The 12739-nt window shown below is 63.0% G+C and carries 8 protein-coding genes; 5 read left to right on the top strand and 3 right to left on the bottom strand.

Annotation, left to right across the window (positions count from 1 at the left end):
- Positions 1-428: 428 nt before the first annotated feature.
- Positions 429-1343, bottom strand: coding sequence for a glycerophosphodiester phosphodiesterase family protein (locus VT84_RS35785; RefSeq protein ID WP_082842890.1), 915 nt, complete (start codon positions 1341-1343; stop codon positions 429-431).
- Positions 1344-1679: 336 nt separating this feature from the next.
- On the opposite strand from VT84_RS35785, the gene VT84_RS35780 reads away from it, so the two are divergent.
- The gene (locus VT84_RS35780; RefSeq protein WP_082842889.1) at positions 1680-2588 is read left to right on the top strand and encodes a WD40 repeat domain-containing protein; all 909 of its coding nucleotides are present in this window, start codon (positions 1680-1682) and stop codon (positions 2586-2588) included.
- 80 nt (positions 2589-2668) lie between these two features.
- Positions 2669-4117: a leucine-rich repeat domain-containing protein gene (locus VT84_RS35775; RefSeq protein ID WP_082842888.1), complete on the top strand. Its 1449-nt coding sequence runs from the start codon at positions 2669-2671 to the stop codon at positions 4115-4117.
- A gap of 101 nt (positions 4118-4218) precedes the next feature.
- Here the strand turns inward: VT84_RS35775 and VT84_RS35770 are convergent, their stop codons facing one another.
- Positions 4219-7284, bottom strand: coding sequence for a PQQ-dependent sugar dehydrogenase (locus tag VT84_RS35770; protein WP_082842887.1), 3066 nt, complete (start codon positions 7282-7284; stop codon positions 4219-4221).
- A 122-nt stretch (positions 7285-7406) separates the two neighbouring features.
- Positions 7407-9809 carry an FG-GAP repeat domain-containing protein gene (locus tag VT84_RS35765; protein WP_082842886.1) on the bottom strand — a complete coding sequence of 801 codons (2403 nt, stop codon included), beginning with the start codon at positions 9807-9809 and terminating at the stop codon, positions 7407-7409.
- Positions 9810-10095: 286 nt separating this feature from the next.
- On the opposite strand from VT84_RS35765, the gene VT84_RS35760 reads away from it, so the two are divergent.
- The 3 genes from VT84_RS35760 (at position 10096) to VT84_RS35750 (ending at position 12698) form a co-directional block, all read left to right on the top strand.
- Entirely contained in the window at positions 10096-11127 is a 1032-nt protein-coding gene (locus VT84_RS35760; RefSeq protein WP_082843508.1) for an ATP-binding cassette domain-containing protein, read from the top strand.
- Positions 11128-11178: 51 nt separating this feature from the next.
- Positions 11179-11982 carry an ABC transporter permease gene (locus VT84_RS35755; RefSeq protein ID WP_082842885.1) on the top strand — a complete coding sequence of 268 codons (804 nt, stop codon included), beginning with the start codon at positions 11179-11181 and terminating at the stop codon, positions 11980-11982.
- Between the two features lie 65 nt (positions 11983-12047).
- Complete coding sequence (locus VT84_RS35750; protein WP_052550080.1) at positions 12048-12698, top strand: hypothetical protein; 651 nt, start codon at positions 12048-12050, stop codon at positions 12696-12698.
- The last annotated feature ends 41 nt before the right edge of the window (positions 12699-12739 follow it).

Below are 12739 nucleotides of genomic sequence, written 5' to 3'. Positions count from 1 at the left end.
GCTAATTAGCCGTTGCGCTCTTTTTTTTAAGATCGAGCGGGATTTGCTGTAAATAGCCTGTTGGCAAACAATTGCGGCCGATTTAGTGTACGTAGTATCAAGAATGGCATTCAAGAGGTCAGGAGTTCAACTCTCCTCACCTCCACCTCGAACAAGCCCTGGAAATTCCAGGGCTTGCGTCGTTTTTGTGAGCAGGAAGGCGAACCCAATCGCATCTCACTTCGATGAGGTGGGATGTATCGGTGGTAAACGAACGCGACCGCGGCCAAGGAGATCAAGTCGCCGATCGAGGATTCGGCGGTGACAACGACGGGTTCACCGAGTTCTAGTTCGCACTTTGATTCCATAAACGCCGCTCGCGGTCGGGCATATTGCCCGACCGCGAGCGGCGTTTGCACCTCGAGCACACCCACAAACCCGTGCTGGCTTCATTCCTTCGGGAACTGGTCGGGGTTGTCCGTGAACACGGCGTCCACTTTCAACTCCTTGAGGAAGTGGGCCATCTCCTCGCGCACGGATTTGAACTTCCCGGTCTGACCCGAACGGAACGTCCAGACGGTCACGCTCATGCCCAACTCGTGCGCGTCCGCTACCAGACCCGGCCGGGCTAGCACCAGCGCCTTGTTCGGCGCGATCCCGTCCGCGAACTCTTTGGTGCGCTTCAGGTCGTCTTTGGACGTTTCCCCGGCCCCTAAGAGGTACACCAGTGGCAACTTGCACCCGTGGTCTTTGCGCAGAACTTTCAGGCTCGCCGCGCTGAACGACTGAATGATGATCGGGGTTTTCGGGTCCGCGCCGGGCGTATCGAGCTTGTTCGCTTTCAGCACTTCCATGAGTGCCTTTTCCATGTTGAGTCCGAGCTTCCCGTACACCTCGGGAGCTTTGGTTTCCGGAATGATGCCGGCCTTGCCTTTTACGGTGTCGATCATCTGCTGGAACGTCACCACGCGCGCCCCGGCGAACTTGGCGCCCTTCCACGAGCCGGCATCGAGTTTCTGAATCTCGGCCCACGTGAACTCGGCCACCGGCCACGTTTTCCGGCCGTTTGCCTCTTTTGCCCGATCCGGGTACACCTGGGCGACGTCCGTGGTCCGTTCCAGGGTCGTGTCGTGCAGGCACACGAGTACGCCGTCTTTGGTCAATTGCAGGTCCGGTTCCACGAAGTCGGCCCCGTGCTTGAGCGCCAGTTCGTAGGCAGCAATCGTGTGTTCGGGGGCGTCCGCGGACGCGCCGCGGTGGGCGATTAGCGTCGGCTTCGTGTACGGCGGCAGGGCTTTGGGTTGATCGGCCGCGCTCGCGATAGCGGCCCACGAACCCACAACCAGAGCACAAATCCAACGCATGGCGGTCCCCCATACATCAGGTGAAGTGCCGTTAACGTATGGGCGGCCAATTCGGGGACGGCGAAGTTCGAGTGAAGGTCACATGAACGCGATCGGGGATAGCGAACCGACTCGCTGAATCACGTGGCGCCAACCGGATCGGGATCGCTCATCTTCGCACTTGAGGGTGAGTTCCGGGCCGGTTAATTTGCGCTGAGTTTGTAGGGTTCAGGTGTGGCGTCACTGTTCGTGCGAGAAATACCCGCTTCTGTGAAGAATTTGCAGCGATAATTGATTAGAGAACTTTTCTTGTTGACTTTCCCGATACGGGGCGCCTGAGCTGGTGGAGGGTGAGCGATGTTCGTGTGGCAGGCACACAAAGGTTCCGTCCGGGCGATCGCGTTCAGCCCGGACGGGACCGCGCTCGTCACTGCGACCGGCAGCTCGCGGTCCGTTTCGTTGTGGAACCCGCTCACCGGTGAATTGATCCGTAAGCTCGATCTCGGGGTCCGGGACCGTGTTGCGCTGTCGGTGGCGTTCGCTCCCGATGCTCCGTTACTTGCAGTGGGTATGTCCGGTTCGGTTCGCGTGTGGGACACCGTGAACTGGAACGAACTCGCCATTCTCGTTGCGCGAGATCGCAAGGGGAGTGACGGGTTCTATGAACTGGCGTTCGGACGCGGCGCCAACCCGCGGCTCGCGGCGGGAACTGCGAGCCGCGTATCAATTTGGGAAGATTCGGGTCGGCCGTTCGCAACGGGCTTACGGCCACCGGACGTGGAGTTTGCGGGCGCCAATGTGCCGTGTTTGGATTTCTCCCCGGACGGTTCACTGCTAGCAACGAATGTCCTCGCGCGAGCCGAATTGTGGGATCCGGTGACGGGAAAGTTGGTCCGCCCGGTTCCGCACACGCACTCCACCCACCACGGCCCAATCAAGTTTTCTCCGGACGGCACGCGGCTCGCCGTCGGATACCGAAAACTCGTTTCGATCTACCCGTTATCGGAACAGAGCGGTGAGCCGGTTACCTGCACCGGGCACACGAAGCTGGTGTGGTCCGCGTGCTGGTCGGCTGACGGGCGCACCCTTCTCACCGCGTCCGGGGACGGCACCGCGCGGTTGTGGGAACCGACTTCGGGTGCGGAGCTGAAAATGTTCGAGTGGGGCGTCGGCGAGATCCGCACGGCCGCGTTCAGCACAGACGGGTTGCTGGGTGCGGTGGGTGGCAACGACGGGAAGGTCGTGGTCTGGGACGTGGATGCGTAGAGGTGCAAAACCTTCCGCGATCGGAACGTGTGTGGTTCAATAACGGCTCGCCCTTCTCCGCGACCACGAGAACTTACACCATGCGCGCCGACCGATCGCTTTCCGTCGTGGCGCTGGGCTTGGTTGTGCTCATCGGGTGCGGCGCGAAAGAAAGTACCAGTTCTCCGCAAGATCATCCGGCAATTCCACTGAAGAACGATCCGCCGGTTGTTGTGCTTCCCAAAGGCCAAGAACCTACTACTCCGATAGCGCCGCTCCCAGAGCAGGTGCCGGTCACGGACGCGGATAGGGCCAAACTCGACGAACTTCAAAAGAAGGGCGCGAGCGTATTCGGCCCGCAGGCAAACGGCGGGTACATCGTCGGCATCGGCCGCGACGCCAACGCCGCAGTGTTGGTGCCTCTACTGAAGGGGCTAAAGTGCGTCGTCGAACTGAGTATCGAGAACGAGGCGCTGACGGATGAGAGCGTCCAGCACTTGGACGGGATCGAATACCTGGAGCGCTTGAGTTTGCTCCGGTGTGCGACCGTGAACGGGGCCAACTTCGGCGTGCTCGCGAAGCTCCCGCGACTGAAAGTGCTCGCGTTCGTGGAGTGCCCGCTTACGGACGCGGCATGTAAGGCCATTGGTCAGTGCAGGAAGCTCGAAGAGGTTGCCTTTAACTCTTCCCGAATCACCGACACGGGCTTGCGCGAACTAAGTGGGGCGCCGGCGCTGGTCAGCATCAGTTTGTATTCGACGCCGGTGACTGGGTCCGCGTTCGCAGCGCCGGGGTGGGCGAAACTCCGATTCATCGAAGCACCGAACTCACATTTCGACGACACGGGCCTTGAAGCAACGGTCGGATTACCCGCACTGGAAACTCTGGACATTCGCGCGACGAAAGTGACCGACGCTGGGGCCAAACACTTCGATCGCGCGAAGAAGCTGGTGGATCTGAATCTGAGTCACACCGCCGTCGGAGATGTCGGGCTGGGTGCCATCGGGAAGTTACCCGCCCTCAAGGAACTGCACCTCGAAGAAGCGAAGGCTACCGATGTCGGTGTCGCTGCGCTCGGCGCTGTGCGTACTCTGAGGGTACTGAACTTGGAGGAAACGTCCGTGACTGGCGCCGCGTTCGCGAAGTTCGAGCAACCGTCGACTCTGCGAAAGCTGAACCTCAACGGCACCAAATTCAATGACGCAGGCGGCGCGCACCTCGCGCGGTTCACCGTGCTGACGAACCTCTCGCTGACCGCGTGCCCGGTCACGGACGCCGGACTGACCGCACTCGGGGCGCTGAAAAAGCTGACGAACCTCGACCTCTCCGGGACGAAGGCCGGTGACGGTGCCGCGAAACTCGTGGGCACGTTACCGGAACTGGAGATCGTATCGTTCAACGAGACACCACTTACCGATGCTGGGCTGAAAGACGCGGCGCGGGGTGCGGGGCTGAAGTTCCTGTACGCACGCGACACAAAAGTGACGAAACGCGGGGTAATCGAGGCCGGGACGTTCGCACGGCCCGGGGTCAAGATTGATGCGGGGTGATCCGAGGCTACTGCGTTGATTTGACGGTTTTGGTTCTTGATCGCGTGCCACAAGAGGCTGGGGTACTTCCTCCAGCCTCTTGTGACACGAAATCAACGCACTTATGGCTTCTTCAGGCTCTTGCACCACTCGGTCATCAGTTCCACTCCGAGCACGTCCACGCGGGTCGTCGATAGCGGGGGCATCTGCCCCGAGTTCGGCCCGCGTTGGCCGATGCGGTGAATCACTACACTCCTCTCGGGGGCGCCCGGGGCGATGAGCTTCGCGTCCTTCAAATCGAACGTCTGGTGAACCGGGTTCGTGCCGATGAGCCGCATCTTGCTCCACTCGGTCGGGAAGTCGAGCTGCATTTGCGCGTTCCCGCCACCGGCCTCGACGTGACAGGTCGCACAGTTCGTGTGCAACCACGCCTTCGCGCGGGCGGTCAGGTCTTGTGTCTTGTCGTAAGGGTCAGCGAGTTGTTTGAGCCCCGCGGGGGCGAATGGCAGCATGCCTGTTGACTTCGGCTCGCGCTGATCCGGTTGCTGCCGACCCGTGGCGTCTTTGATCGCACCCTCTACCTCGCCGGCCCACGCCACGTTCAAAAGCCCGAGCCGTTCGAGCACGCGGAGCTGGTTGTCCGTGCGCCCGTTCGGGTAGGTGTGGTCCTTGTTCATTTGCACTTCGCACAGCCCCAGCACGTAGTTCGCGGCGCGGCTGTGGCACACCATGCACTCGGCCCGGCTCGGGTAGTGCCACGCCTGTTGGCGCTTACCCACCGCCGTGGCGATCGTAAACGTGCGATCGAGCCCCGCGGAGTCGACGAGAGTGGCGTCGGTCCCGGCCTCGTTCCACACGTAGGAGTAGCCGTACCACTCACCGTCCTGCTTCGTCATGAACCGCGTTTCGATCCACTTTCGACTGTTGGGATCACCCTCATTTTGTTCGAGCGCGAAGCTCTTCACGAGCACGGTTTTGTCGGGCATGTCCCACCCGCCGCTGCGCTTGAACTGGATTGTGCCTTCGGGCACCGCCAGGAAACGTTCCTTGTGGGCACCGTCGGACCAGAACGGCGCGTTGACCGAGTACGGGATCACGCCCGGTTTCATCTGGTGATCTTTCACCGAATCGAACAACCCACTGTCGCTCAGTTTCTTGGGGAACGTGCCCGCATGCTTGGCCGTGTTGGGGGCGAGTGTGTACACCCCGCCGTCGCCGGGCGCGGAGTGGTGGCAGATCAGCAGTTCCCCGTCGGGATCGAGCGCGAAGCTCGTGATCTTTAGCGTTGTGATCGCGATCTTTTTGTGCCACTCGATCTTCGTCCCGGTGTGCTTCACGGCCCAGATGTGCCCGGTACTGTAGTCGCCGTAAATGTACGCGCCTTGCAAGTCCGGGTGCTTGGTGCCGTGGTACACCACCCCACCCGTGAGCGAGCGGGCTTCCGAGTGGTGGTGCTCGACGGTGGGTTTGCTGATCGGCGTCGGGCCGGCTTTACGGTTCGGGTAGAACGGATAACTGCCCTCCATCACGCTCCAGCCGTAGTTCTCCCCCCTCCGCACCAAGTACGCCTGCTCCCACAAGTCCTGACCGTTTTGACCGACCCAGAGTTGCTTCGTCTTCGCGTCGAAGGTGATGCGCCACGGGTTACGCAACCCGTAGGCCCACGTCTCGGGGGCGAAGTCTTTCTGACCCACAAACGGGTTGTCCTTCGGGACGCTGTACGCCTTGCCGTCGGTGGGCGCATCGACGTCGATGCGCAATACCTTCGCGAGCAACAGGTCCGTGCGCTGACCCGTGAGGTTCGTGTCCGAATCCGATGTGCCATCGCCGCTGGTGACGAACATCGAGCCGTCGCTCCCAAAACACACCGCGCACCCGTTGTGGCCGTCCGATTCCCATTCGATGATGGTCTTCGCGCTCTTGGGGTCGAGATCGTGTGGCGCGGTCTTGCTCATCGCGTAGCGCGTGATCGTGCTCCACTTCCCCTTGCGCCCGGGTGTCGCCCCGTTCCAGCCGATGTACACGAACCGGTTCTCCGCGAACTTCGGGTGGAACGCGATGTCGTAGGCGGTTCCGCCGTTCGGCGTGTCCAACTGTTTCACCGCGTCCTTGGTGGTGGCACCGGCGGCATACGCGGCGCGCCACATCTGTGTCGGCGCGTAGGGTTGCGGCTGTGTGATGACGAGCAGGTCGCGGGTGCCCGGGATCGGCTCCGCGCGAATCGGGAACTCCGGGCGGTACTTGTCGAGGGCGCGGACCGCGACGAACGGCGGCGGGGGATCGGGGAAGCCGACGACGGTGGACGTGGTGAGCGGTTCGCGCTTGTCGATGCCGAACGGCTTCGCGGTGGTCGCGTCCGGGCCGACGAACGTGAGCGTCGCGTAGTCCTCACTTTGGTGAAAGAATGGCGGGATCTTTTTCTTCGTGATTGGCGCGATGCACGACAGTTCCGCGTCCTTCCAGCTCGCGTTGTAGTCGAACCGGCACAGGTTCAGCTTCCACTTCTCGCCCGTCACCGGCCGCCCGCCCGTGCGCAGGAAGTCGCTCCACGGGATGCGCCCCTCGACGCTCCACCCCTTGTCCGTGTCGTCGCGCTTGTTCAGCGTGCCGTTCAGCTTCACCTTCGATTCCATCCGGAACGCGCCGACCTTCGATTGCTTCGCGAGCGAGTCGAGAGCGTACTTTGGATAAAAGGCATCGAATTTGGTGCCCGCAGCGCTCACCTGAAACTCGTAGTAGCCGGACTTCTCGGAATCCGGGCGCAAGAAGATCTCGAACACGTCGTTCTTCCACAAATCGCCATCGTGGTCTGTGATGTCCGCGAAGAGATCGGAGTCCTCCATCTCGGCGTGGAAGTACAGGTACTCGCGGTCCCAGAGGAGCTTCGCCGTGGTCGCGGTGCGGGACATGCGGGCCTTGTCGCCGAGCCACGGTACGTGAAATGCATTGATCGCCTGGGCGTGTTTCCAGGCGCTTTCGTCCGCGACGCCGTCCAGGGTGATGGGAGCATCGGTCCAGCGGCACTCGAAGTGACTCGGAGGGGGTTGCTTGAACGGTTCCGGGATAGGGTGTTCGGGCTTCGTGTCGGCCCGTGAACGGGGCGAGCCGACAGTACCCAACACAAGAGTCAAGGAGCCGAAGGCAATCAGCGCAAGAGCCACACGGAGGGGGCGGACGTGCGAGACCATGTGCGAGAACTCAACAGGTGAGTGGCAGATTCGCACATGGTACCCGCGCGAGGGGGCGCAAAAAAGTCCCCGCTCAGGACGAGCGGGGGCGCCCCCAAAATATCCGGTCTTTGACAACTTACTCAGCCGACGAACACGCTGGTGGTGAGGCCGGGGAAGGTGTCGATCCACTGGACCCCGGTCGGGTTCGGCGGGAGCAGGTTCGCCGACGTGACCAGACCGATGCGCCCGTTGGTCGAGTTACCCGGGGTGAGCATGACGTCGATGCGCCCGTCACCGTCGGCATCGACTGCGGTCACACGCAGGCCGCTCGTATCGCCGGTCCAGGCGATGGTGCTGACCAGATCGATTTCTCCCTGGCCGCTCGTGAGCGCCTGACCGCTGATGATGCGCAGGTGCGCGGGGCCGCCGCCCGGACCGGCGATGATGTCCGCGTACCCGTCGCCGTCCACGTCGCCCACCGTGAGGTTCAGCCCGGCGGTCATCGTTGGCGAGTACATGTAGAAGTCGCTCGCCAGTTTCTGCGGCCCCTGGCCGAGCGCGAGACTCCGGCCGTCGAACACGGCCACGTGCGGACCGGCCCCGTAACCGGCGCCAGTTACGAGGTCCGCGTACCCGTCGCGGTTCAGGTCGCCCATTGCGACACGGACGCCACCCAGGAACCCGGGCGCGTAGGCGTAGAAGCTCGCCAGTTCACCGAACCCGCGCCCGCTGAACACCTTGACGTGGGGCACGTTCCCCAAATCGGTACCGATCGCGATGTCGGGCGTGCCGTCCGCGTTCAGGTCGCCGGCCGTGACCCATAGTCCGCCCTGGTAGCCGGGGAACGGGTCGAAGTCCGCGATCATGGCCGCGGTCGCGCCGTCCCACACGCGGACGCGCGCTCCGATCCCCGCGCCGCTCGCCGTAATGAGGTCCGCGACGCCATCGCCGTTGATATCTGCTCGCGCGATGCGCACCCCGCCGCGGTACCCGTCGCCGAACGGCTTCACCGTCATCGCCAGGCTACCGTCCGGGCGGTACACGAGCACCTGCGTCGTCGTTGTGCCGGCGTTGGTTGCGACCGCCCACCCGGTGACGGCTACGGCTGCGGTTCCCGACGACACGGGCTGCGCGACCGGCAGGGACACCACGGGTGGAGAGACGACTGGTGGAACGTTCGAGACGGGAGGCGCGGCGGAGCCGTAAGGAGTGTTTACGCTAACCACCGCGAAATCGGTGCGCGTCGGGTTCTTGTTCCCGTCGACCGTGCTCGTTGCTTGCAAGCCGGCGAACGTTGTTTGGCCCTTGTACGTGGCCGCGACCGGGAAAAAGAGCTGATTGTGAATCGGGTCGGTTTGGCGGAACACGGTCGAAAGCGACCACGTCGAGCCGTTGAGCGTCGCGAGCCGGATTTGGCCCGCGAACTCGTTCGCGTAACTCACGGGAAGGTGTTCGCCGGCTTCGTCGGAGAACACGATGTTCGCGCGCCCCGAGGCGTCGAAGTAGAGTTGCGGCGCGAACCCGGTGAACCGCGCGCCGTCGCCCGCAACGTACCCGTCGGGCGTGCTCGTGACCGTGGCGTGCGTCCACCCGTTCGCGGTGAGCGTGTGGTACATCAGCTTCGAGCTTTGCGGGGAGCCGGTGGCGTACCGGTCCACGTAGTAGCTCGCGATCGCGATTTTATCGCCCGGCCCCACCGCGACGCTCGCACCCAGGCCAGCGTCGGCGGTACTATCCTGCGGTGCCATCACCGTTTGCGACGCCCAGGTGCCGCTCCGGTTGGTGGCGTACATCAGTGTGCTGTTCACCGTCGAGAACGCGCCCGCGATGTAAAACTGCGGCGTGTAGGTGACGTGGGCATGGTTCGTCGAATCGACCGCCAGCGACAGGAACCGCGGGGTCCACCGCCCGCCCGTGAACCACACGTCCTGGCTCAGGTCGGCCGTGTCCGCGATCTTGTCGAAGCCCCAGGAGCCACCCGCGTTGGTGGCGTACATCAGTGTGCCGGTGCCGAAGTTCCCGACGCCCGTCGCCGCGGCGTTGGTTTCGGTGAAGATCAGGTGGATCGAGTTGTTCGTCCCGGCTTCCGCGACGAGGTTGTTCGGCCCCCACTGGCTCTGCCAGTTCGGGGTGATCGTTTCGATTTTCTGCCACCCGGCGGACGTGCGCGCGTAGTGCTGGATCTGTGTCTGGTACTTACCCACCGCGCCGTTCCACGATTTCTCGAGGAAAAATGCGTGCGGGGTACCGTCGGTCGTGAACACGAGCTGCGCCGTTTGCGACGCGCGCTCCACGGCTTCGGGCGAGTTGTACTCGGCAGCGGTGAACGAACCGGACGCCGCAACGGTTTGGGCCGACCAGGTGCCCGCAACGCGGGACTGGTAAACGAGATTACCGCCGTTCCAGAGCAACTGTCCCAGTTCGCCCGTCGGGCTGTACTGGGTCCAATTGAACTCTCCGGCGGGAATGACAGAACCGGCTGGGTTCAGCCGGTCTTCCATTAGCTCTACCTGAAGCGCGGGCGAGTACGCGCGTCGGAGCATCAGGTCACCTGACGGATACGAGGTTCGGAACGGGGGAAGCCGAACGTTAGATTCTGGGCGTATTTACCGGCGGTCTGACGGGCGGTCAATACAGTTTCGCCGGTGGATGGAGAAGTTTAGTCACGCATTACGGCCGGTGTGAAGCTCTCCTTACAGATGTTCCCCGTTCCGAGCGCGAATCGAGGCGCACGCGGCCCGATCGACCGCCCGTCTCACCCGCATTGGGGGAAGTTGCCCGGATTACCACTGCTCCCTGATCGGCGCTCGTGCGCGTAGAATGCGGTTCATGGAACCCCTGGCGATCCGCACTGAAGGTCTGACCCGCACGTACCACAAGCCCCGCAAGCGGCGCTGGTGGTCCAAGCCGAAACCCGACGAGGCCGAGGCGCGCGATTTCGTTGCGCTCGACCAAGTGTCGCTCGAGGTCCGCTCGGGCGAACTGTTCGGGCTGCTCGGACCGAACGGGGCGGGGAAAACGACCCTCATCAAGATCCTTACAACCCTTCTCGCTCCCACGTCCGGCTCCGCGCGCGTAGATGGTTTGGACGTGGTCACCGAAGCGCACCAGATCCGTCCGCGCATCAACATGGTGTCCGGGGGCGAGTCGAGCGGGTACGGCATCCTGAACGTGCGCGAGAATTTGTGGCTTTTCGCGCGGATATACGGCGTGCCGACGGCCGTTGCACAGGAACGCATCGACAAGATGCTCGGTGTCGTCGGACTGACCGAGAAAGCCACGAGCCGCATCAGCCACCTCTCGACCGGTCAGCGACAGAAAATGAACTTCTGCCGCGGGTTCATCACCGATCCCAAGATCCTGTTCCTCGACGAGCCGACGCTCGGCCTCGATGTGACGAGCGCGCGGGCAATTCGCACTTTTGTTAAAGATTGGATGAAGGAGCGCCCGGCCCGCACCCTGCTACTCACGACGCACTACATGGCCGAAGCGGAAGAGCTCTGCGACCGGCTCGCGATCATCGACCGAGGGAAGGTGCTCGCGTGCGACACGCCGGCCAACCTCAAGCGCCAGGTGCAGAAGTACCCCATTTACGAACTGAGCCTCGCCCCGGGGCACCGGGGATGGGATGGAGTCGATAAGCTCCCCGGCGTTCATCAGGTGACCACGACCACCACGCCCACGACGGTGGAACTCAAGGTATCGCTGATCGAGGAACCGGCCATCGGTGCGGTGGTGCAGTCGCTCGTGACCGGCGGCGGGCGCATCCTCACCATGAAGAAAGTCGAACCGACCCTCGAAGACGTGTTCATCGAGCTGGTCGGCCACGGGCTGGCGGAAGATGAAGGAGTGAAGGGCTGAGCGGGCGAAAGGGAAGCGGTCATCATCTCGACGGTGGAAAGAGGATTCGCGGTGTCAGCCAAACTCTTCCTTCAAGCGGTTCAAGCGCGAACCTACCCGCGGTTGGCGTGGCTGTACCGCAGCAACTCCTGGATGATTCAGGAAACGGTGCTGCCGGTGCTGGCGGTGTCCGCGTTCGCGTATGCGTACCGTGCGATGGAGGCGCCGCAAGCGTACACGGGGTTCCTCGTGCTCGGCGCCGCGATGACGACGTTCTGGCTGAACGTGTTGTGGGGCATGGGCGCGCAACTCTACTGGGAGCGCGACTCCGGGAACCTCGAACTGTACGTGATGTCGCCGGCCCCGATGATCGCGATTCTCACCGGCATGGCGCTCGGCGGCATGACTACGACGATCATTCGCGCCACCGCGATCACGGTCGCGGGTGTGCTCCTGTTTGATGTGCCGATTGACCCCTCCAGTTGGTGGCTGCTCGCGCTGGGGTTCGTTGTCACGCTCGCGGCGCTGTACGGATTGGGGATGTTGTTCGCGTCGGTGTTTCTGATGTGGGGGCGCGAGGCGTGGCACCTCATCGCGCTGTTGCAGGAACCGATTTACCTCATGAGCGGTACGAACTTCCCGGTGTCCGTGTTGCCGCGTGCGGTGGCCGTTGTCGCGAGCGCGATCCCGCTCACGCTCGGCATGGACGCCATGCGCCAGGTGCTTTTCCGCGTGACCGGCCTGTTCGACGTGTGGACCGAACTGAGTGTGTTGGGTTCGCTCGCGGTCGTGTTCTTCTTCGTCGCGCGCTGTAGCCTGCGGCGCCTGGAGCGCCGTGCCCGTGAAGAAGGGAAGCTCACGGTCCGATGGCAGTGAGGGTGGCGGCGTTCCGTAGCCGGTCTTGATTTAGGCACGTCGTGATTCGGGGATGGAGTAAAGGTGTGGGCACGGTCCTGTACACCGGCTTCGCGGCTCATCCCGAAGACCTGCGTTGGGGGCTGCTGGCGTCGAGCATCTTGGACACGGTGCTGTGCCAAAACCCTGCTTTGCGCTACCACACGTTCACACCCAAACGGCTGGTAGGGGTGGACGTGGGGGTGCTCGACCACGGGTCCGGGGACGAGCTTCTCTGTTTGCTGGATGCTCGGCACGGGTGCCTCATCAAGGGGTTCGATCACGAGTCCCCGATGAGTCCACACGCTCGGGACGAATTCCGGGCGTGGCCGGGTGTCCTCGACGAAGCTCCCAGGGAACTACTGGCCCACTTGGAGGAACCTGAGTTTCGCCGAGAGGAAACGACGTTTTGCGTCTGGCGGGGGCGAACTGACAAGTGCTGGTGGCGAGGTGAAGTTCAAGAGCCGGACGAGGGTGAGTGGTCTGCTACCCTACTCGATCACATCTTCCTGGACGCCGGCGCGTACTTGAGTTGGGCACGCGAGCATTACAGTCGGAAGGACATCCCTTCTGGTCCCGTCGAAGCAGTCTACGGGTCGTGTCGGATCGACGAAGCCACAGTTCGAGCGATCAACCCGAAGGCGGACTTGGACATGGTGAGCCGTGAACTCGCCGCGATGGGCGTACCCTTCGCGTGAGGCCGCCTGTGGACGAAGTTCACGACGGTGCCTCGTGGCAG

Origin of the sequence: Gemmata sp. SH-PL17 (assembly GCF_001610855.1) — a bacterium.
Taxonomy (GTDB): Bacteria; Planctomycetota; Planctomycetia; order Gemmatales; family Gemmataceae; genus Gemmata; species Gemmata massiliana.
This window is presented reverse-complemented; position numbering and strand designations above follow the sequence as displayed.

Coding starts and splice junctions, on each gene's coding strand:
- VT84_RS35760 (WP_082843508.1), top strand. CDS start 10,096: ATGGAACCCCTGGCGATCCGCACTGAAGGTCTGACCCGCACGTACCAC.
- VT84_RS35775 (WP_082842888.1), top strand. CDS start 2,669: ATGCGCGCCGACCGATCGCTTTCCGTCGTGGCGCTGGGCTTGGTTGTG.
- VT84_RS35770 (WP_082842887.1), bottom strand. CDS start 7,284: ATGGTCTCGCACGTCCGCCCCCTCCGTGTGGCTCTTGCGCTGATTGCC.
- VT84_RS35780 (WP_082842889.1), top strand. CDS start 1,680: ATGTTCGTGTGGCAGGCACACAAAGGTTCCGTCCGGGCGATCGCGTTC.
- VT84_RS35765 (WP_082842886.1), bottom strand. CDS start 9,809: ATGCTCCGACGCGCGTACTCGCCCGCGCTTCAGGTAGAGCTAATGGAA.
- VT84_RS35785 (WP_082842890.1), bottom strand. CDS start 1,343: ATGCGTTGGATTTGTGCTCTGGTTGTGGGTTCGTGGGCCGCTATCGCG.